Raw genomic sequence first — 21415 nt, forward strand, 5'->3', positions numbered from 1 at the left:
AGGTTTTCGCCTGTTCGCCACGCGAAGCAGGCGAATGTATCCAATTTGATTTCAGTTTTGCGAACGTAGCACAAGCGGCATTGCATGAATATGTCTGTGACCGCTCATCTTGAGATTCACGCTTTGACGGCCTGCAAATGGCGTTTTTCTGCGCTCCGGTGCTCACGTACCCTAAAGTACGCTGCGCTCCGGTGCTCGGAAACCACCATTTTCGTCACGTCATAGCATGAATCTCAACAGGCCAAGCTTTTGGAAACTGCGGAACCTAAATTTGAGTCCTCGCGTTCTAGCGCTATGGAGAACGTTCACTTCAAGTCTGTTACGGTAGAGTCGCTCTTTCCCGGGAAGTTGCGCACAATCGCCTCCGTCGCGGAAGCTGCAGAATTTCTCTTGAACGAATGGCCAGGTAAACGCGGCCGGCTCCACGGCCTCGCACAACAGGCATGTCTCGAAGCCATGGACGGAAGTGCGACCGGAGACATGGCACGCTCCGTGTTCGTCGAGGCCGCCAAAGAAGCGGATATTTACGTCGAAGGAAACGTTGCCAGCGCTTTGATGCCAAGACAGTGAACAAATAGCCCCTTGTTAATCAACATTGGTTAGAACATCAGCGGTAAAATAGCTCTTACGGTCTATTACGTTTCCGTCAAGAATCTTGGAATGATTCAGGCAGGGGTTACGTGATGGGCACCAAATAATGAACGAAAAACTGGGACAGCTTTTTAGCATTCTCAAAGAACAATCAGACGAAATAGCACAACTCAATATGGACTATGCAGTGGAACGCACGCTCGTCACAGGCGTGATGTCCTTGCTGAGTGCACGCGGTTTGTTGCTTGATGTCGATTTCGACGAAATCGCCGAGATTGGGTCGAGGGTCGGGAATTCGCAGTTCTCGTCGCTCCTGGCAAGCCGGATCGAGCGCTTGAAGACGGGCAGTCCGGCGCTGCATAACTAGGTCTGTCGATATTCACGCCATGGCGGCCTGCAAACGGCGTTTTTCTGCGCTCCGGTGCTCACGTACCAGAACGTACGCTGCGCTCCGGGGCTCGAAAACCACCGTTTTCGCCTCGCCTTGACATGAATCTCAACAAGACCTTAGCCCGCCAGACTGCGCAAGCGGGCGAGCTCCGCTTCGAGCGACTTGATGCGTTCGTCACGCTCGGCCAACAATGCTGCCACATCGGCGGCCTCGAAACGCATGGGAATGTGCTGCGGGCAGTTCATGTCCCAGGCAGTAACCGTGAACAGGATCGCCTGCTCAGGTCGTGCGCGATAGCCCTCCGGCATCAGTTTTTGCATGAGATCAGGATCGTCTTCGACAGTTCGCGCTTCGCCCCATAGCTTCACCCGCTGACGATTGCGGTAATCGATAAGAAAGAGAAACGCCTTGGGGTTATCCGCGAGGTTGCCGGAGGTTATGTACTGACGGTTGCCGGCAAAATCCGCGAACGCGATGGTCGTGTCGTCGATGGCGCGCAGAAAGCCGGGCGGGCCGCCGCGGTGCTGGATGTAGGGCTGGCCTTCGTCATTTGCCGTGCCGAAGAAGATGCTGGTCTGGCTGTGGATGAAATCCGCCAGGTCGGCCGTGATCCGCGTTTGCCACGAGCCACGCTGCTCCATGCTCTGATAGCCATGGCGGGACCCCTTGCGGGTCTGAATCGCTTTGACGGTCGGTGTGAAAGCGACGTCGCTGGAAACGGCGTGTCCGGGTGACATGTCCAACTCCTCGAAGGGTTTGAGATATTTCGACAATCAACATAGTCTCTTCCACAAAATTGCTGTAGATATCAGCTATTGGAGTTTTCATTCCAAAAAATGGAAGGGTTGAATGGATCGTCTGGATGCAATGGAGGTGGTTCTCGCGGTTACAGAGGCGGGAAGCCTGTCCGCCGCCTCACGCCAGCTCAAGATGCCGCTTGCGACGGTCAGCCGAAAGGTCTCCGACCTGGAGGCGCATCTGAAGACGCGTTTGCTTATCCGTTCGAGCCGCCGCGTCTCGCTGACCGATGCCGGCCGCGCCTATGTCGAGGCGAGCAGGGCTATTCTGGAGCAGGTCGATGAGGCGGAGCGCACCGCAGCGGGCGAATACTCAACGCTTAAGGGTGATCTGGCGATGACCGCGCCGGTGGTATTTGGCCGGCTTCACGTGCTTCCCGTCGTGATCGAATTCCTCAAGATATATCCGGAAATCAATTTGCGGCTCAATCTCAGTGACCGTCAGGTCAATCTGGTGGAAGATCATATCGATCTCGCATTGCGCATTGGCAATCTGCCGGACAGCAATCTTGTTGCGACCAGGGTCGGCTGGATTCGCCGCGCTGTCTATGCGAGCCCGGCCTATCTTGCGCAACGTGGCGTGCCGGAGCGCCCCGAGGACCTTGTCGGCCATGAGTGCATCACATTCGAAGGGCTGAATTCGCCACGAAGCTGGACTTTCATGGATGGCAAGAAAGAGGTCAGCGTGCCGGTCCACTCCCGGCTAAGCGTCAGCACGGCCGACGCGGCAATCGATGCGGCGGTTGCGGGCCTCGGCCTGACACGGCTCCTGTCCTACCAGGCCACCCGCGCGCTGGCGGCGGGCGAACTGCAGATCGTGCTCGAGGCATTCGAACCGGAGCCGTGGCCGGTGAGCCTGATCTACGTAGGACAGGGGTTGGTGCCGCTGAAACTGCGGGCGTTTATGGATTTTGCCGTGCCAAGATTGAGGATGGCCTTGGCGGCATAGTTGTCGGACAAGCCAGATTGCAGATCAAAGAAGCAGGTATGTCGGGTACTTGCCAATCCCATGGATATCCCGGATTTCCCGGTGGCACTCTCCGAAGTCCGGGCCGAGCGCGTCGAAAGTGTTTTGGGATATCTGGATACGTCCGGGCGTCCCGCAGGATTCCATGCGGCTGGCAACGTTCACCGTGTGCCCCCAGACATCGTAGACAAAGCGTTTTCGACCAATCAGACCGGCAATGACAGGGCCGGAGTTTATTCCAATTCGCAGGCTGAGCCGGCGCTCACCTGTCATCTGGCACGTCTCGGCCAGCATAGCCCTTGCAAACGCCACGGCTGCCTGGGCATGGTCCGGACGCGGGTCGGGCAACCCGGCCGCCGCCATATAGGCATCACCGATGGTCTTGATCTTCTCGATACCGTGCTGATCCGCCAATTCGTCGAAACGCGAAAACAGCTCTCCAAGTCTTTGGACCAGTGTGATAGGCGGGGTGCGTGCCGCGAATTCCGTGAAATTGACGATATCCGCGAAGACGATCGTCGCCATATCGATGCGATCGGCGATCACTTTTTTCCCCATCGGCGAGCCGCTTCACCACCTGTCTCGGCAAAATTGCATCAAGGAGCGTATCGGCGCGCTCCTTCTCGAATTCGATCTGCGCCAGATAGCGCCTTTCGCGCTCGCGCCAACGGCTGCGTTCAAGACAGGCAGTTATGCGTGCACGCAACAGCACAGGATCGATCGGTTTATGCAGATAATCCTCGGCTCCTGCCTCTATGCAACGGATAATGGCGTCATCGTCCTTCAGGCCCGAAATCATGATGACGGGAATCTCGCGCAGGCGTTCATGCGATTTGAGACGGCTGAGGAGTTCGATGCCATTCATGTCGGGCATCAGGATATCGGCCAAGGCCAAATCGAAACCTTGCGTCTCCAGGATGCGCAGCGCTTCTTCGCCGGAGCCGGCGACAGTGACGAGATGGCCGTCGCGCGTGAGGCGCCGGTTCAGAAGATCGCGGTTGGAGGCAGTGTCATCGACAACGAGGATACGGCCCGTTTCGTCGGACGAAGGCGCTACGCGGGCGGCAATGGACCGCGCGAGATCGGCTGCTATGGTGACGTCAATATGATCTGTCGGCTTTTCATCGGGATCATCTGAGAAAACATCGAGCCTTCCATCGATCTGCTCCAGCAAGAACCGGCTTTCCTCGATTATCTTCGCAATATCGTCTGCGATACCTGCGGCGAGAACGTCTGAGAAATCTTCTATGACCATCTCCGAATAGCCGAGAATGGCGTTCATTGGCGTTCGCAAATCGTGGCGCAACTCACTATCGACGGTGAATATTCCGGCAGTTTGCGACACTTCCATCTCCAAAAGCCGCTTGATAAGCAGGTTCAGGTCGCGAGCCGCGCCGAGTACCTTTTCGAGGTCGGGCAATGCTTCGGCGGGTCCGTTTTCCACGACCGCTTCGATCACCAGTTCCTGATAACCAAGGATCGCCTGTGCGGGATCGGCGATCTTCTGCACAAGACGGGCAATATAGGCGCGACGGCCGATGTCATTGGCGACGGACACCGGCGCTCAACCTCCGGTCAGACGGGCGATCTTGTCGAGAAGCGCCGGCAATTCAATTGGTTTGGTATCGTAGTCATCGCACCCGGCTTCCATGGCTTTCTCCCGGTCGCCCGCCATGGCGTGTGCAGTGAGCGCGATAACAGGAATGGCGGCCGTGACGGGATTTCCCTTGATCCGCCTTGTCGCCTCCCAGCCGTCGATGATCGGCAGGCTCATGTCCATCAAAACAAGATCAGGCTTGTTGCTCACCGCCGCTTCGACGCCGGCGAGGCCATCGGTTGCGATAATCACCTCATATCCCCGCCGCTCCAACCGGCGGGAAAGCATGTCGCGGTTCATCTCATTGTCTTCGACGAGAAGAATCTTGACCATATTCTTCAGCTCCTCAAGCATCTTCGCTGAGCGGCACATGCCGCTTCAAGGCTGCGATCAGGTCGGCGCGGCCTTTGGTTCCCTTTCTGACAACTTCACTCGCACGCGTATTGAGCCAATTCAGTTCGTCGCGGGTAAGGTCCTTGGATGTGACTACAACGACGGGAATATCGACGAGGTCCGTCCGGTCCTGAATGGCCCGCAACAGCGCGAAGCCGTCCATGTTGGGCATCATCAAGTCGAGCACCATGACCGTGGGGCGCCCTGCCTCGAGCTCCGCAAGGCCGCGCTGCCCATCAATGGCCTCGCGCACCCGCCAGCCTTCGCGAACGAGGACCCGCCGGAAAAGTTCCCGCGTTGCCGGGTCATCGTCCACAATGAGCACGTCGTGCTGCCCGGCACCGGCGACAGCGTTCAACATGTCAACGAGCTGACGCGGATCGATGGGCTTGACGAGATGTCCTGCTGCGCCAAAGGCCAACCCCATCTCGCGGTCCGCGACGACGGTTGCAAGGATCACAGGGATGTCGCGCAGCGCCTTGTCCGACTTGATCTCGCGCAGCACCGACCAGCCGTCCTGACCGGGCATGATCACATCGAGAATGATCGCGTCCGGGCGCGATTTGCGCATCTTTGCCATGCCCTCTTCGCCGCCGGCGGCTTCGATGACGTTGAAGCCAGCGCTGCGGACAGTGTCAGAAATGAACTTGCGGGCCCGCGCTTCATCGTCGATGACGAGAACAGTCCCACGTCGCGCCTTATCTGGCAGCTCCGCCTGCGTAGCCGTTTCCTCGGCGAGGGGTGCGGTACCGTTTGCCGGTATCGTGAAACGGAAGGTCGATCCCTCGCCGAACTTGCTTTCCACCTCGATCGCACCACCCATCATCTTGATGAAGTGCTGGGTGATCGCCAGGCCAAGGCCGGTCCCGCCATAGTTGCGTGTAGTGGATGCATCGACCTGTACGAACGCCTGGAAGAGCTTTGCCTGTTGCTCCTTTGTCATTCCGATACCGTTGTCGCTGACCGCGAACTCCACCAGATCGCCGCGCTCGTCGTCCTGATAGCGCCGGACCGACAGCCGGATCTCATCGTTCTCGGTAAACTTGGCGGCATTCGAGAGCAGATTGAAAAGGTTTTGCCGCAGCTTGGTCTTGTCGGTTTCGATCTCGTCAGGCTCGACCGATACTGTGACCGTCAGGCGATTACCCTTTTTAGCGATCAGCGGAGCAACGGTGCTCTCGACATCGATCAGCAGCTGTTTCAGGCTAACGGGCTCGATATAGAGCTCCATCTTGCCCGCCTCGATCTTCGAAAGATCGAGCACGTCATTGATCAGTGCAAGAAGGTGACGGCCCGATCCCATGATCTTGCCAAGGTCGGCGACAAAACCTGGCTGGCCCCAGTCGCTCGCATCCTCCATCAGCATTTCGCTGTAGCCAATGATCGCATTGAGCGGCGTGCGCAATTCGTGGCTCATCGAGGCGAGGAAACGGCTCTTTTCCTGGCTGGCGACTTCTGCGCCTCGCCTTGCTTCCTCAAGTTCCGTATGACGACGTTTTAGATCGGTAATATCGGTATAGACGGCGACCGTCCCGCCTTCCGGCGTCTTGCGCTTGGCAACGCGTATCCAGGTGCCATTGGCAAATTGACGTTCCATGGTGCCGTGCGGATCCTGCTGGCGGCGCATTGCCTCCTTGAGCCAAGTCTCCCGTTCGGCACGGTCTATCTCGGTTCGCCCACGCTCCGCCTGGGCACGCATGATGTCTTCGAAGCTTGTTCCAGGCGTCATGAGATCAGCGGTCTCGGGAAAGATTTCCAGATAGCGCTGGTTCACGAGAACGAGCTTGTCATCTGCGTCGAAGAGGGCAAACCCGTCTGGAATGGTTTCGATCGCAGTCCGGACGGTGTTGCGCTGGTGTTCCGCCGCCGCCTCAAGTGCGCGCCGCTCTGCCTGCCCGTCGCGCAACAGCCGCAATGTTGTCGCGAGCCGGCCGAACTCGTCGCGACCCTCGGGAGGCAGTTCGACATCCTCGCGTCCCTCGGTGAGTTGAGCCATCGCCCTGTCGACGCGTCCCAGCGGCACAAGGATGGACCGAAGCACCAGCCATGTCATGATCGCGCCAACGATCGTAATGGCGCTGACGGAAATTATGGCGCGCTGGAACGTGTTCTGCATGGTTCTGATCGCCATATCGCGCGCAGTATCGGCTTCGGTTTCGAGACGCGTTCCAAGCGCCGTCAGCACCCCGTCAATTTCGTCACTGTAATTTCTTGCTGCCGCCAGCCGCGTGTTGCCGACAACACGATTGTCGGAGGTGTAGGCGTCGACCGCCTCCATGGCCTGGTCATAATAGGCTTTTGCCCCCTTCTCGATCATATCGGCGGCATCCGGGGCAAATTCCCTGATGCGTGCCAGGTCTTGCTCGAGGGAAGTTCTTGCGGTTTCGGCTCGGCGCTCCGACAGTGTCAAAAGGCTGACCGACAGATCGGTCAGCCAATAGCGCATTTCGCCAAAATGCCGGTGCGCCTTGGCTGCCTCGCTGAACATATGAAAGCGCGCATTGGCCGCCGCGACACGCCGTTGATTGTCGAGAAGATCGTGGGCCATGAAGGCAACGCTGAGAAGAAGTGCGCCCAAAAGGCCCGCCGAAAGACAGGCGAGGCGCAGTGGTATCTTCCGTTCCAGGAGCCGGACGACGCGGGACCGTATGGCATTGAAAGCGCTCATTTGAACAGCGTGATGCTCATTGCACCGCCCAAATCGCCTTCGGCGCCGCCTTCTTTCGGATAGCCGGAGATATCCATCTCCCCTTTGGGTGTTCCGTGGCAACTGAGGCACGAAGCGGAATAATATTCGGGAATGAGCATACGAAACGAAGGACGGCCGTTCATGGCAACCTCTTCGACGAAAGGTTTGCCTTTTGGCCAATCGGCGGACTTGAATTTCTGTTCGATGACCTGCTGCTCCCACTGGTCAGGCAGGGCCTTGCGATTTCGCACCAGTTCCTTCGGAGCCGTCACCTTCATCTTTGCCTGATCGCCGACTTTTTCTCCAAACCGTTCGTTGACGAGGCGGGCAAACGTGGCGGGAATAAAACCTTTGAAACCCACGCCCTCTACATCGATCATCTTCTGATGCTCATCGACGACTTCGCGCAAGGCAGCGAGCTGGGCATCAAAAAGCTTTTTGTCGTCCGCATCGAAACTTTCCTCCGGCGCAGGTTTTCCCTTGGCGAAGATTTCAAGCGTCTCGTCAGCAACACGTTGCCCCGTCAGATGCTTGTCACCTATCGATGCGTCGTTGATCAGTTTTTGGTGGCCGGAAATCACTGTGCGGCCAGCACGCAGGAACGCCGCAAGCCGCTCCCCCGTCGCGATGTCATTGCTGTCGTCCGCGGCGACCACACTTGCAAATGCGCAAACTACAACCCCGGCTAGAAAAACTCCGCACCTCAGACCGCGATGCATGGTGGTTCCCCGTATTTTATTGATTATGGGAGGAGTGTAACAGACGCTTGAAAGATTCAAAAGCGCCCCATTGGGGTGTCCCTTTGCGGAACTGTTTCAGCCGGTCAAAGGTTCTCGGTGGCAGTGTGATTGCGCCACCTTTGGAGCATCGAAAGCAATCAAAGGGCGGGGGTATCCACCAAAGAGACTACGTCATTCACCCGTCGCGGCGCATTCTTCTCCGGCTAATTCTAACGGTATAATTACAAGAGTACTCCATGGGGAAGGGGGCCTTGTAAAGTCAATGTTCATCGATGCGAGAGAACTTCCAAGCGGATCTGTACTCGATACGGAAATCTGCATCATCGGCGGCGGGGTCGCAGGTATTACGCTTGCGCTGGAATTTGCGCGGCGCGGCATAGAAACATGCGTCCTTGAAGGCGGTGGCCTCAAATTCAATGCTCGATCGCAAGCGCTCTACCGCAGCGAAAATGTTGGTCTTGACTATGATCTTCACGCCACGAGGACGCGGCAACTGGGCGGCAGCTCCAATTGCTGGGGTGGGTGGATACGGCCCTTCATAGACATCGATTTCGAGCGAAGGGATTGGGTGCCAAACAGCGGCTGGCCAATCGATCTCACCGAAGTGGAACGCTACTACCACCGTGCAAACGATCTCGTCAAAGTCAACGACCACAGCTTTGAACCGCAGTTCTGGCGCGAGCACCTTTCTCCCAAACAGGTTCAGTTACTGGAGTTGAACGATGGATCGCTCGAGACGATCGTCAGCAAGTTCAGCCCTCCGACGCGGTTTGGACGCGACTACCACGCTTCTTTGGCCGCTGCCCGGACGACCAAGGTGCTTCTCAACGCCAATGTAACCGAGATCGCCACCAATGATGACGCTGCCGTTGTGACCGGTGTCCACGTCGTGTCGTCAGCGAAGAAGCCGTTTTTCGTCCGGGCCAAGCGAACGATCCTGGCTGCGGGCGGTATCGAGAACGCCCGGCTCATGCTTCTTTCAAACCGGGTGGCACCGGCCGGGCTTGGCAACGAGCATGATGTGGTGGGCCGGTATTTCATGGAACACCCGCGTATCCGCCAAGGGCAGGTGGTGCCGTCGAGCACCGCGGCGGCGTTCCGTTTTTACGATGCGCGTCACACGTATCACAATCCCGAGCTTGCTGTGGACGGCACCAGCGCCAGCGCCCATTTCGGCCTTGCCGAGCACGTCCAGCGGGAGGAAAAGCTGGTCCAGTGCCGGACTTATTTCCGCGCGTGCCGGGCAGGCGAAAACAGCGACGTGACCGAACGCTTTCATGAACTTTATAGCGCAATTCAACGCAGAAACTACCGGGACATCAAGCTGCGAACCTTTGCCACCGTGGCGCGCGGCAGTCCCAACCTGATGGCGTCCCTGATATATCGCCGACTGAAGCTTGCTGCGAAATCGGATCATTTTCAGATCGAGAGTGTCGTCGAGCCGGTTCCGGATCGCGAGAGCCGCGTCACACTGTCCCGGCAACGTGACAGCCTCGGCCTGAACCGGGCGGAACTGAACTGGCGGGTGGGCGATCTCGAAAAGCGCACGCACCGGCGCATGCTGGGATTGATGAAACAGCAGCTTGAAGGTTCAGGTATGGCGCGTGTCGATGTGGAGCAGGAGGACGAAGGGCAGCAGCCTCCCATCATTGGTTGCAATCACCACATGGGAACCACGCGCATGCATGTGGACCCGCGCCTTGGCGTGGTGGATCAGAATTGCAAAGTCCACGGCATGCATAATCTGCATGTCGCCGGCAGTTCGGTCTTCCCGACATGCGGCAATGACATGCCGACGCTGACGATCGTCGCGCTGACGTTGCGCCTTGCCGATCACGTCACGATGATGCTTGGAGTTTGAGGGTAACGCCGACTTTGGCTGCTAGCTGTTTCCGGCCCAGGACGGCCGGCGTGGTATGCCATCATTGTCCGCCGGAGAGCCATTCGACACACAGCCGCTGACGGCCATTAAAACCAGCATCAGGATCAGTCGCATCGTTGCCTCCAAAGGCGCGGCCCCGTTCAACAGGAGGCGAAAGCGCTGTTTTTGGTTTCCCTAATGGCGATACGAAAAAAACTGCACGCTGCTGCGCACACGGTCAATTCACAATGGCGTTTGAAAGACGGGAACCACCTCTCCGTCATCCTCGTCCTCGGGTCAAGCCCGAGGATGACGGAAGGGTAGGGTTTTGAAGAAGGGGGCGGTCACGTTCGTTCGTGGCAGCGAGGTAGACGTCAATCGCCCGCCCGACCCCATTCTAAAGCTAATGGCAGTCGCGCCCGCGATCCTCGTATCTCATACGGTGCAACAATGCCAGACCCGGATTTGATTGCACAACAGTAAAATCTACGTCGTTGGCAATATCAGAAGAATGCAGAAACAGACGTTTACTTGGGTTTTTACTGTGCCTAATCCATTTTAATTAATTAATATTTGGTAAATATAATTGCTATCTCATCATAAAGGCGTAGGATTATATTGTTGGCTGCTGAGTGGCAGGCCCTGGGGAGGACACCGGCTTATGCAGCCCGAACGGGGAGTGCATAATCATGGCATTAGATCCCAGACTATTTTCACTATTAGGCATTTACAACGGACCTTGGACGCCTTTGGCCGGCTACAGTAGCCTTAACCCAATCGTTAACGGCACGGACACCAACACCGGACACGACAATATCACGTTGACCGGCGGTGCTCTCAATCTGAATGTCACCGTCAATGGTTTAAGCGGCAATGATTTCATCGACAGCCGCAACGTCGGCCTTGTCAACTTCCTCAACGGTGGCGCTGGCAATGACCAAATTTATGGCGGTCCTGGCATAAACACCATCAATGGTGGCGATGGCAACGACTATGTTATGGGCGGCCGTGGCGCCGATATTCTCAATGGCGGTGCAGGCATCGATACGCTGAGTTACGAGAGCACGTCGGACAGCGGCATAACGCTAACGCTCAATGCGAGCGGCGGTGTCAATCTCGGCGAGTTCCTGCCCGGCAGAAGCAATGCCGGGGCCGATGTCATCGGCGGCGGCTTCGAGAATGTCGTCGGCACCAATCAGGATGACAAGATCACCGGCAATGCCAGCCACAACATTTTGATTGGCCTTGGCGGAACCGACCTGCTTCTTGGCATGGCTGGCAACGATACTCTGATAGGCGGTGGAGGCCGAGACGGCATGGACGGCGGGGATGGCGTCGATACTGTGAGCTATGAGACGTCGCCTGGCGGAGTCCGCATCACTTTTGAAAGTGATAGCTTCGCTAGTGGGCGCGGTGGCGATGCAGAACTGGATGGGATCGAAAATGTCGAGAACGCCATCGGCTCGAACTTCAATGACGAGCTCAAAGGCGATGCGGGCAACAACGTTCTGCGAGGCGGTGGGGGTGCTGACCTGCTCGATGGCAGGGTTGGGTCCGACACAGCCGATTATTCGACATCGGCTGCCGGAGTCACGGTTAACCTGGAAACCGGCGTTGCTTCAGGCGGCGATGCACAAGGGGATACGTTCATCAATATCGAGAACATCACCGGCTCGAATTTCAATGACAACCTCCACGGCGGTGGCGGGGGTGTTGTGCGTGGCGGAGCGGGCAACGACACTTTAACTGCGGCGGCTGGGTCCGCCTTCATTGGAGGGGCAGGTGCGGATACAATCTTGGGCAGCTTTGAAGCGGACACTTTCCGCTATGAGAACGTCACAGACGATGGAGATACTATCAAACTCGTTGATGCCGGAATGCCAAAGTCGACCCTTGATGTGTCACAGATTGACGCGAATAGCATAACGGGCGGGAACCAGGACTTCGTGTTCATCGGTGGCGGTCAGTTCGGCGAAAACACGCCGGGACAACTGCGGTATGTCGCCAGCGGCGACATACAAGGTAACGTCGACAATGACGCGGATGCTGAATTTGTAATTCATCTCACAGCTCCAATAGCATCTGGAACACCGCTGACTGACTACGCTATCCTCATTCTTTGATCATTGTATGAACTGAACAATAGCGCGCGGCCCTGATGACCGCGCGCTTTCATTTCTGTGCTGAAGCGTGGGCGCTTCATCATTTTCTGGAATTGATCTACCACCCGCTGCATCGGCGGCTGTTTCCATGTGCCATCGAGCGCTTCGGGCCAATAGAGCCGCATGGCGATGAAGAACGGGCCTGTTCGCGCAAGCAGCCAGTTTGGCTCCTTGTCTTTGCCGGGTGTCTCGTTCTGGATATGGAATGTCAGACCGCCATCGCCGTCCTTCACGACTTGCGGCAGCATCGGCGAACCCGGCACATAGCGATTGACCGGATTGGCGACATTGGCGCTGCTGGTCCGTCTGAAAATGCGTTTACTCTAAAACCAGCTGTCAAAAACTCAAAACGTCGCGACAAGCTACAACAGCTGACTTGGTTCGCCAGCGATATAACAGGTGTTGGAAGGAATGGTAGCGAAGGAGGGATTCGAACCCCCGACACAAGGATTATGATTCCTCTGCTCTAACCTACTGAGCTACTTCGCCCCATATGTCTCGCGACCCATAGATGGTTTGCCTGCAAAAGGAACCGGGAGGCCGCGCTGTCAAATCGACAGGGACGGGGCGGGATATATGGGGGTGGCAACAGCCTGTCAAGCAATGTTACACCGATACCAATGAGAATTCACTCCGACAGGCACCCGCAGCTGAAACTGAAGTTGCGAAAGCGCTGTGCGTGGTTCGACAGGCTCACCATGAGGGAGATCGGTGGACTGCAAGCCAATCACCAGTCTTGCAGGGCTTGGCTCCTTGCTATCAGCCCACCTCCCTCATGGTGAGCTTCTTCATCGTGAGCCTGCCGAACGACGAACCACGCACAGCAGCATTGCAATGTTGAATGGCGATTCCCTTGGAAGTAAGTCGTCCAGCACTTGTCATAGTTTCGTCGTACGGATATTGGATGCCGACATGAACAAGGCTGAAAAGATGGCTCCACGGATTGCAGTGCTTGGTTGCGGCTATTGGGGGAGCAACCATATCCGCACATTGAAGAGCCTCGGCGCGCTTTATGCCGTATCCGACCAAAACAGCGATCGTGCTGCCGGCTTTGCCGCCGAGCAGGACGTTTTGCATATAGAGGTCGAGGATCTTTTCACCCATCCCGATGTCGATGCCATCGTCATGGCCCTGCCGCCGCAGTTCCATGCGGAAGCGGCTATCCGTGCCGTTACCAATGGCAAGGATGTGCTGGTCGAGAAACCGATCGCCTTGACAGTTCCCGATGCGGAAGCTGCCGTGAAGGCCGCGCATGACAACGGCCGCATCTTCATGGTTGGCCACGTGCTGCGCTTTCACCCGGCTTTCGAGAAACTGCTCGATCTCGTCAAGGCCGGCGATCTCGGCAAGGTCCGCTATATCCACTCGCATCGGCTAGGTCTCGGGAAGTTCCACACCGAGAACGATGCGCTGTGGGATCTGGCGCCGCACGACCTGTCGATGATCCTGGCGATCACGGAGACCGAACCGCTGGAAGTGCGCGGCGAGGGTGCCGCTGTGCTGGATCATTTAAGCGATTTCGCACATCTGCATTTGCGTTTTCCGGATAATGTGCGCGGTCACCTGTTTGCCTCGCGGCTCAACCCTTATCGCGAACGCCGCCTGACCGTGGTCGGCACCAAGGCGATGGCGGTCTTCGACGATATGGAGCAATGGGACAAGAAGCTTGCCGTCTACAAGCATTCGATCTGGCAAGATGACGGCCAGTGGGCCTCGACGACGGAAGAGCCGACATATGTCAAGGTCACGCAGGGCATGCCGCTGACGCGGGAGTGCCAGAGTTTTATCGACAGCATCAAGACGCGCAAGCAACCGAAAACGGACGGCGAGGAAGCTATTCGCGTCTTGCGGATTTTGACCGCGGGAACTGTGGCGCACAATAAAAGCTGATTGCATCAAGATCGTGCGTGGTTCGTCGTTCGACAGGCTCACGATGAAGAAGCTCACCATGAGGGAGATTGTTGAACTGCAAGCTAATCGCCGGCGTCGCAGAATTTGGCTCCCTGCAATCAACCCCATCCCCTCATGGTGAGCTTGTCGAACCACGCATTAACGATATGCAATCGCATTGCTCTCGACGTAAAGCGTTGTTACAAGGCCGCACAAACTTTGAAATGGCGCACTCTCGCGGACCGCCCTCCGCCCTTCTATAGAGTAGCCGAACAGTTTCCCCGGCGCAGATTCGCGGAGACATTACTATTGGAGCAATGATGCAGTTCATCGATCTCGGCGCGCAACGTGAACGGATTAGCGGCAAACTCGACGCGGCAATCGCCAAGGTTGTGCGTGAGGGTAAATACATTCTCGGACCGGAAGTTGCCGAATTCGAAAAACGTCTGGCCGAATATATCGGTGTCGAGCACGTTGTCGCCTGCGCCAATGGCACGGATGCGCTGCTTATTCCGCTGATGGCCAAGGGGATCGGTCCCGGAGCTGCGGTGTTCGTGCCGAGTTTCACCTTTGCCGCAACGGCCGAAGTGGTGGCATTGGCCGGTGCAGAACCGGTTTTTGTCGATGTTGATCCCGACACCTACAATATCGATGTGAAGCAACTCGAAGCCGCCATTGCCGCTGTGCGCGCGGAAGGCAGGCTGGAGCCGAAAGCGATCATCCCTGTCGATCTGTTCGGGCTGGCGGCCGATTATACGTCGCTGTCTGCAGTCGCCGCCCGCGAGAACCTTTTCGTCATCGAGGACGCGGCACAATCGATCGGCGGCAAGCGAGACAATGCAATGTGTGGTGCCTTCGGTGACGTGGGAGCGACGAGCTTTTATCCGGCCAAGCCGCTCGGCTGCTATGGCGATGGCGGTGCCATGTTCACCAATGATGCGGCATTTGCTGACGTGCTGCGTTCGGTGCTGTTCCACGGCAAGGGCGAGACACAATATGACAATGTACGTATCGGCCTGAATTCGCGCCTTGATACTATTCAAGCGGCGATCCTTATCGAAAAGCTCGCCATCCTCGAAGACGAGATGGAAGCACGGCAGGTCATAGCCAGGCGCTATGCCAATGGCCTCAAGGATATCGTCAAAGTGGCGTTGATGCCGGAAGGCTCACGCTCGGCCTGGGCACAATATGCGATCGAGACGAAGAATCGCGATGAATTGAAGGCGCACCTGCAGGCCAATGGCATTCCGTCGGTGATTTATTATGTCAAGCCGCTGCATTTGCAGGAGGCTTATGCGCATTACATGCGCGCGCCGGGCGGTTTGCCGGTTTCAGAAACCTTGCCGAAGAACATTTTGTGCCTGCCCATGCATCCATATCTGAGCAATGACGACCAGGACCGGATTATCGGCACAATCCGCGAGTTCCATGAAAAAGGGGCCTGACGGCCCCATTTCCTTCAACATCGTACCGATCTGATCAGGCGTGCTGGCCTTGCTGGGCGAGGCGCTTCAGCATGGCTTCCGCCTGCGGGGCACGTTCGGAGCGGCCAATGAAGCCGCCGCCGAAGACGCGGGCAGTATTGCTGTCGTCTGAATAAAGCACGCAGGCCTGGCCGGGCGCGATACCGCTTTCGCCATCGACGAGCTCTACCCATGTCTCGCCTGCCTGATGATGCAGGACGGCCGGGCGCGGCGGGCGTGTGGAGCGAACCTTGGCGTAAACCTCGACGCCGCCTGCCGGAATATCTTCCAATGCGTCGTCACCCAGCCAGTTGACGTTGCGCAGGAAAACCTTGCGGGTTTCAAGCGCTTCGCGCGGGCCGACTATGACACGGGCATTGGCTGCATCGAGGTGGACGACATAGAGCGGATCGCCGGTGGCGACGCCAATACCGCGGCGCTGGCCGATTGTGTAATGGACTATGCCTTCATGACGGCCGAGCACACGCCCGTCGATATGGACGATATCGCCGGGATTGGCTGCTTCCGGCTTCAGCTTGGAAATGATGTCGGAATACTTACCCTGCGGTACGAAGCAGATGTCCTGGCTGTCCTGCTTGTTTGCGACAGTAAGACCGAGCTCCTCGGCAATAGCACGGGTTTCCGGCTTCGTCAGACCACCGAGCGGGAAGCGCAGATAATCGATCTGCTCCTGCGTGGTGGCAAAAAGGAAATAGCTCTGGTCCTTGTCGGTATCGACAGGACGGAAAAGGGCACGGTGCGCTCCGTTAGCACTGCTGCGAATATAGTGACCAGTCGCCAGTGCGTCGGCGCCAAGATCGCGGGCGGTCTGCAACAGATCCGCGAATTTTACGGTCTGGTTGCAGGAAACGCAGGGGATCGGCGTCTCGCCACTGACATAGCTCGCGGCAAACGGATCGATCACGGCTTCGCGGAAGCGGGCTTCGTAGTCGAGTACATAATGCGGAATGCCGAGACGTTCGGAGACGCGGCGCGCATCCTCGATATCCTGACCGGCGCAGCAGGAGCCGGCACGATGGGTCGATGCGCCATGGTCATAGAGCTGCAAGGTGACGCCGACGACATCATAGCCCTGGCGTTTCAAGATGCCTGCCACAACAGAAGAATCCACGCCGCCAGACATGGCAACGACGATGCGAGTGTCTTCCGGTCTTCCCGGCAGATCGAGATTATTCAGTGTCATAAGCGGATCCGTTTTCGTCGCGGCATATAAGCGCAGCGCTTTGTCGGCTCTATATAGGCTATCGACCCGGACTTGCCAATAAGAGACCGTTTGAAACTCTACGGCGACGGCCATCTGACGCGATTTTCTGCGCTTCCGGTGCTTGCGTACTATAGTACGCTGCGCTCCGTTCCTCGAAAACCACGTCATATGCCTTCGCAGCGACTTTCCAAACGATCTCCAGGAAGTGGGGCGGGAGGAATTTTTCTTGAGACGAGTTTTTTGCATCACGCTCGTGTCAAAACCCGAAAATTCTGCCAGTTAGGCCAAAGTTTAACGAAAATATGGCCGATCTATTAACCGAAGTTACCAGAGAATGACTCGAGGTTTAGGCAATTATTAAAGCCCTGACTGTAATGTCAGCTGCGATAGGTCTTGAAGTTTAGTGTAGAGAGTACAATGACCGATCTTGTTCGACCGAGAGTAAAATACGTAATCGGCCCGGATGGCAGCCCGCTGACCATCGCCGATCTTCCACCCGCGAACACGCGGCGTTGGGTTATTCGCCGCAAGGCTGAGGTGGTTGCCGCTGTGCGCGGTGGTCTTCTTAGTCTTGAGGAGGCTTGCCATCGCTATACGTTGACGGTGGAAGAGTTCCTGTCCTGGCAGTCCTCGATCTCCGATCATGGGCTGGCTGGTCTCAGAACGACCCGGATACAGCAATATCGTCATTAGATGATGGTGCATGAACAGAAGGGGCTGGCCGCGAGGCCAGCCCCTTCGCTTACGCAATCCTTTCTTCACGCACGATCAAGTGCGTTGCGAGTGCCGACAGAATCGCCGATGCAGTGAAAAACCAGAGTCCTGGCTGGGCGATCGCTGTGGCAAGCCCGCTCGTCTTTGCGCCGAAAATCACCAGAGCGACGAGCAAGACGTCCAGCATCGACCATTTCGACAGGAAGCCGATCCACCGGTGCAGAACATGGGCTGCAGCGGGTACTTGAGCTGCCGCCAATTGTGCGACGGCCAGCTTTGTGACCGGCAGAATGACCGAAAACAGCCCGACGATAGACGCCAGCAACCAGTCGCCGCCCGCCCACAGCGATCGAATTATGCCGAGAAGCGAAGGATTCTCGTCAAAGAAGTAAAGCCTGCTGACGTTCATCAACGGCATGGTCATCCCCAATGCCAGCGAAAACGTAGCGATGAAGAGAAAGATGGGAATGAACGATCTTGCCGACATGCTGATCCCGAACCAAGGCTGACCTGGCTACGCATGAAGGAAATACATGGCAACCGTCAAGGGTGGCGACGAGAAGACACATCGGATCACATTCGCTTGACCCGATTGACGCTTCCCATGGCTGGTCTCCATAGTTAGGGTAAACAGGTGCCGGCCAGATGCTGGCGGTAACAGAACGTATTTGAATTCTTGTTGATTTGATCGACACAAAACATTGGATTGATGCACCTTATGCGTACAAAATTCGGATTGCTGTTTGTTTTCCTGGCCTTTGTTTCCTCGGCACAGGCGCTCGAGGCCGCGGCGCCGGTGCTCGCGCCAGAGGAGGAGCAGGCCAAGGCCGCGCATTTGAGCGCGCAGGTGCTGACATATTACCACTACAAGAAGGTGCCGTTGGATGACGCCTTGTCTGAAAAAATAGTTAACCGGTACATAGAATTACTCGACCCGGAGCGCTTCTTTTTCCTTCAGTCCGATATTGATCAGTTCATGACCAACAAGGACAAAATCGATGATGCCATCTTCAGTGACGATCTGAGCATTCCGTTCGCTATCTTCAATGTGTACGAGCAGCGTTACGTGGAGCGCCTTACATACGCGCGTGAATTGCTCAAACAGGATTTTGATTTCAGTCAGAACGAAGAGTTCACACTTATCCGCGACAAGGAACCTTGGCCGAAAACAATGGCGGAGAGCCAGGACCTTTGGCGCAAGCGCGTGAAAAACGATTGGCTGCGCCTGAAACTGGCGGGTACGCCTGAGGCGACGATACGCGAAACCCTTGGCAAGCGTTATGGAAACTCACTGGCCCGCGCCTACAAGTACAAGAGTGACGACGTCTTTCAGACGTTCATGACCGCTTACACGAACTCGATAGAACCCCATACGGACTATCTGGGTGTTGCGGCGGCTTCGGACTTCGACATTTCGATGAAACTTTCCCTCGTCGGCATCGGCGCCGTGCTGCAGGAGCGCGACGAATATACGACCATACGTGAGCTCGTACCGGGTGGGCCGGCTCAGCTGTCTGGCCAGCTGGCTGTCGGGGACAGAATTGTCGGCGTTGCCCAGGGCAAGGACGGCACGCTGGTGGACGTTGTCGGCACCCGCGTCAACGAAGTCGTGAAACTGATACGCGGAGAGAAGGATACCGTCGTACGGCTGGATATCTTGCCATCCGATGCCGGACTTGACGGCAAGCATCGCCTGGTCACCCTGGTGCGAGACAACATCAGTCTGGACAAACAGGCAGCCAAAAAGAGCGTTCAGATTGTCAAGGACGGTGATATCTCGCGCAAAATCGGCGTGATCTCGTTGCCCACATTCTATGAAGATTTCGATGCGCGGCGGCGCGGCGACAATGATTACCGGAGCGCAAGCCGCGATGTCGCCAAGCTTTTGGCAGAACTCGAGAAAGAAAAGGTCGATGGTGTCGTCATCGATCTGCGCAACAATGGCGGAGGTTCTTTGCCGCAAGCGATCGAACTGACCGGCTTTTTCGTAGGCAAGGGACCAGTTCTGCAGCAGCGCAACGGCGATGGCGAAATCAGGGTAAATGGCAACAAGCGCGCAACGGCCCTCTGGACGGGGCCGCTTGCAGTGCTCATCAATCGTGGTTCCGCATCGGCTTCAGAGATTTTCGCCGCCGCAATACAAGACTATGGCCGCGGCGTCATCATTGGCGAACCGAGTTTTGGCAAGGGGACCGTTCAAACAGTGGTCGATCTGGACGAGGAAGCACGTAACCCGAAGCCGGAATTCGGCGAACTGAAAATGACTGTCGCACAGTTCTTCCGCATCAATGGCGGCACTACCCAGCTCCGTGGTGTGACGCCGGATATCGTCTTGCCGGGATTTGCGGACGAGGAGAAACTGGGTGAGTCGAGCTATGACAATGCGTTGCCGTGGCTGCAAATCAAACCTGCGAAGTACAAACCGCTTGGCGATATCAAAACGGTTCTCCCGGAGCTGCAGAGCCGACATGACGCCCGCGCCAAAACGGATAAGGATTTCAAGGATCTCGTTGAAGACGTGAGTGAGCTCGATGATCTGAGGAACAAACGGGTTATCTCACTCAATGAAACCGAACGGCGTGCTGAGAGAGAGCGTCAGGTCAATCGCCTGAAGGCGCGCGAGGCAGCAGATGGCAAGGGTTCGGTGTCACGGGCAGATCTTGTATTTCAGGAAGACGGACTGCAAGCCAACGAGCGCAGCTTGAGCGCAGACATAGCGAGTGAGAAGGCGCTGAAGGACGCAAAAGACGTTCTTCTGGGTGAGGCGGTGCATATTCTCAGTGATGCCGCAGATCTTACCAAAGTCAAATCGGCAAAGAACAATTGATTATTATTAGCGCCAGCGTTGAGTGCTGGCGCCGGACATGACGAATGGTGCAGCAATGGCAGATCAGATCAATATCGATAAGCAGGAAACGGGTAGCGGCGGACGCTATGTGGCGGTGGTATCAGGACACGAGGCCGAGATGGCATTTTCCCGCGCGAGCCCGCATCTGATCATCATCGATCACACGGCTGTGCCGGATGCTTTGCGTGGCCAAGGTGTGGGGCAGGCCCTGGCGTTGCATGCGGTCGAAGATGCACGGGCCGGCGGATGGAAAATCATCCCGCTTTGCCCATTCATGCGCGCTCAATCGCTCAGGCACGAGGAGTGGGCGGACGTCGTCCAGCAGAGATAGGGCCTTTTGGGAACTTTAGGCCCACCGGAGCTGAATTCTCAAAAAGTCTTCTGACTAACCGATCATCGCCCGCTTGTCGGTGACAGGAACTTCTTCGATATCCCGCGGCTTGCCATCGCGCTGCTCGAGTGCCTCAGCTTTGGCAAGTTCCGCTTCCGATTCGGTAAGGGCCGCCTCGGCATCATCCTTCTGAGCCTTCAGGTCGCGGATTGAATCAAACAGATTGTCACGGCGCTGGCGGGCGGCTTTGGCGAAGGTCGGATAGGCAAAATGCGTGGTGTCGGTGATGCCCGCCTTCTTTTCCTCAGACAGAATCTGCGCGTCCAATTCGGCAGCCATGCGTTCGAACTCGCCCATCATCAAATCAAGCTGGCCGAGTTGACGGCGCTTTTCCTTGACCTGAAAGAGCTTCAGTCGAACCAAACCTTCATGCGACTTCATACTCACTACCCCCTCAACACCTGCCAAAAGCCGGTACTCTGATCCTGCCAAAAGGCTGGCGATCGATCATCCGGCGCCGTTTCACCCCCGAATCACTTCGGAAAAATGAAACAAAAACTTAAAGGTTGCCCTGTCTGGTAACCTTTCCTTTACGTTCAGCATTAATCATACGCCTTAAGACTTAAAGCTCTGTAAATCAGCGCTGCAAGTTTTTAGACGGCGATTTTATCGAGTCGAATGAATCGCTTAAGGCCAGAACCTGATGCTGCGCCTTATGATTTTTGACCGGTAAGTTGACCTTATGAATCAATGCGG

18 protein-coding genes, 1 tRNA gene and 2 pseudogenes are annotated in these 21415 nt (G+C 56.7%); 10 read left to right on the top strand and 11 right to left on the bottom strand.

All coding sequences use genetic code 11. The features are described from left to right. Positions 1 to 294: 294 nt before the first annotated feature. Positions 295 to 570, top strand: a complete 276-nt coding sequence (locus N8E88_RS22660) for a DUF982 domain-containing protein (protein WP_262292563.1) — start codon at positions 295 to 297, stop codon at positions 568 to 570. A 127-nt stretch (positions 571 to 697) separates the two neighbouring features. Further along, entirely contained in the window at positions 698 to 958 is a 261-nt protein-coding gene (locus N8E88_RS22665) for a hypothetical protein (RefSeq protein ID WP_262292564.1), read from the top strand. A 140-nt stretch (positions 959 to 1098) separates the two neighbouring features. Here the strand turns inward: N8E88_RS22665 and N8E88_RS22670 are convergent, their stop codons facing one another. After that, a complete protein-coding gene (locus N8E88_RS22670) occupies positions 1099 to 1719 on the bottom strand; it encodes a pyridoxamine 5'-phosphate oxidase family protein (RefSeq protein ID WP_262295581.1) in 621 nt (206 codons plus the stop codon). Between the two features lie 112 nt (positions 1720 to 1831). On the opposite strand from N8E88_RS22670, the gene N8E88_RS22675 reads away from it, so the two are divergent. Then, entirely contained in the window at positions 1832 to 2728 is an 897-nt protein-coding gene (locus N8E88_RS22675; protein ID WP_262292565.1) for a LysR family transcriptional regulator, read from the top strand. 24 nt (positions 2729 to 2752) lie between these two features. On the opposite strand, the gene N8E88_RS22680 is transcribed toward N8E88_RS22675, so the two are convergent. From N8E88_RS22680 to N8E88_RS22700, 5 genes and pseudogenes are all read right to left on the bottom strand, one after another. Next, a complete protein-coding gene (locus tag N8E88_RS22680; protein WP_315975247.1) occupies positions 2753 to 3304 on the bottom strand; it encodes an adenylate/guanylate cyclase domain-containing protein in 552 nt (183 codons plus the stop codon). A 193-nt stretch (positions 3305 to 3497) separates the two neighbouring features. Beyond that, a pseudogene (locus N8E88_RS22685) lies at positions 3498 to 4097 on the bottom strand (response regulator); the annotation flags it as partial. A gap of 213 nt (positions 4098 to 4310) precedes the next feature. Further along, positions 4311 to 4676, bottom strand: coding sequence for a response regulator (locus tag N8E88_RS22690; protein WP_262292567.1), 366 nt, complete (start codon positions 4674 to 4676; stop codon positions 4311 to 4313). Between the two features lie 13 nt (positions 4677 to 4689). Next, positions 4690 to 7404, bottom strand: coding sequence for a response regulator (locus N8E88_RS22695; RefSeq protein ID WP_262292568.1), 2715 nt, complete (start codon positions 7402 to 7404; stop codon positions 4690 to 4692). Further along, a complete protein-coding gene (locus N8E88_RS22700; RefSeq protein ID WP_262292569.1) occupies positions 7401 to 8144 on the bottom strand; it encodes a Tll0287-like domain-containing protein in 744 nt (247 codons plus the stop codon). Before N8E88_RS22700 ends, N8E88_RS22695 begins: the two co-directional genes overlap by 4 nt. 283 nt (positions 8145 to 8427) lie before the next feature. On the opposite strand from N8E88_RS22700, the gene N8E88_RS22705 reads away from it, so the two are divergent. Both N8E88_RS22705 and N8E88_RS22710 read left to right on the top strand, forming a co-directional pair. Continuing rightward, positions 8428 to 10026, top strand: a complete 1599-nt coding sequence (locus tag N8E88_RS22705) for an FAD-dependent oxidoreductase (protein ID WP_262292570.1) — start codon at positions 8428 to 8430, stop codon at positions 10024 to 10026. A 689-nt stretch (positions 10027 to 10715) separates the two neighbouring features. Next, positions 10716 to 12149, top strand: coding sequence for a calcium-binding protein (locus N8E88_RS22710; protein WP_262292571.1), 1434 nt, complete (start codon positions 10716 to 10718; stop codon positions 12147 to 12149). Between the two features lie 98 nt (positions 12150 to 12247). Here the strand turns inward: N8E88_RS22710 and N8E88_RS22715 are convergent. Together N8E88_RS22715 and N8E88_RS22720 are read right to left on the bottom strand one after the other, a co-directional pair. Further along, positions 12248 to 12484, bottom strand: a pseudogene (locus tag N8E88_RS22715) (DUF1214 domain-containing protein); the annotation flags it as partial. Positions 12485 to 12600: 116 nt separating this feature from the next. Beyond that, positions 12601 to 12677 (bottom strand) — tRNA-Met (locus tag N8E88_RS22720). A 441-nt stretch (positions 12678 to 13118) separates the two neighbouring features. Between N8E88_RS22720 and N8E88_RS22725 the strand changes: the two genes are divergently transcribed. Continuing rightward, on the top strand, positions 13119 to 14078 hold the full coding sequence (locus N8E88_RS22725; protein ID WP_262295582.1) for a Gfo/Idh/MocA family protein: 960 nt from the start codon (positions 13119 to 13121) through the stop codon (positions 14076 to 14078). 320 nt (positions 14079 to 14398) lie between these two features. Next, positions 14399 to 15523: a DegT/DnrJ/EryC1/StrS family aminotransferase gene (locus N8E88_RS22730; RefSeq protein WP_262295583.1), complete on the top strand. Its 1125-nt coding sequence runs from the start codon at positions 14399 to 14401 to the stop codon at positions 15521 to 15523. A 34-nt stretch (positions 15524 to 15557) separates the two neighbouring features. Here the strand turns inward: N8E88_RS22730 and mnmA are convergent, their stop codons facing one another. After that, complete coding sequence (gene mnmA / locus N8E88_RS22735) at positions 15558 to 16745, bottom strand: tRNA 2-thiouridine(34) synthase MnmA (protein ID WP_183661584.1); 1188 nt, start codon at positions 16743 to 16745, stop codon at positions 15558 to 15560. Between the two features lie 438 nt (positions 16746 to 17183). Here mnmA and N8E88_RS22740 point away from each other — a divergent pair, with 438 nt between their 5' ends. Continuing rightward, the gene (locus tag N8E88_RS22740; protein WP_091878079.1) at positions 17184 to 17459 is read left to right on the top strand and encodes a CtrA inhibitor SciP; all 276 of its coding nucleotides are present in this window, start codon (positions 17184 to 17186) and stop codon (positions 17457 to 17459) included. A 49-nt stretch (positions 17460 to 17508) separates the two neighbouring features. On the opposite strand, the gene N8E88_RS22745 is transcribed toward N8E88_RS22740, so the two are convergent. Then, entirely contained in the window at positions 17509 to 17967 is a 459-nt protein-coding gene (locus tag N8E88_RS22745) for a paraquat-inducible protein A (RefSeq protein WP_262292572.1), read from the bottom strand. Positions 17968 to 18198: 231 nt separating this feature from the next. On the opposite strand from N8E88_RS22745, the gene N8E88_RS22750 reads away from it, so the two are divergent. Together N8E88_RS22750 and N8E88_RS22755 are read left to right on the top strand one after the other, a co-directional pair. Then, the gene (locus tag N8E88_RS22750; protein WP_262292573.1) at positions 18199 to 20307 is read left to right on the top strand and encodes a carboxy terminal-processing peptidase; all 2109 of its coding nucleotides are present in this window, start codon (positions 18199 to 18201) and stop codon (positions 20305 to 20307) included. Positions 20308 to 20344: 37 nt separating this feature from the next. Beyond that, positions 20345 to 20659, top strand: coding sequence for a GNAT family N-acetyltransferase (locus N8E88_RS22755; RefSeq protein WP_262292574.1), 315 nt, complete (start codon positions 20345 to 20347; stop codon positions 20657 to 20659). A gap of 54 nt (positions 20660 to 20713) precedes the next feature. Here N8E88_RS22755 and N8E88_RS22760 read toward each other — a convergent pair whose 3' ends face one another. Continuing rightward, positions 20714 to 21100, bottom strand: a complete 387-nt coding sequence (locus N8E88_RS22760) for a flagellar export protein FliJ (protein WP_114430329.1) — start codon at positions 21098 to 21100, stop codon at positions 20714 to 20716. Positions 21101 to 21415: the final 315 nt, after the last annotated feature.

The organism is Phyllobacterium zundukense, assembly GCF_025452195.1.
GTDB lineage: Bacteria > Pseudomonadota > Alphaproteobacteria > Rhizobiales > Rhizobiaceae > Phyllobacterium > Phyllobacterium zundukense_A.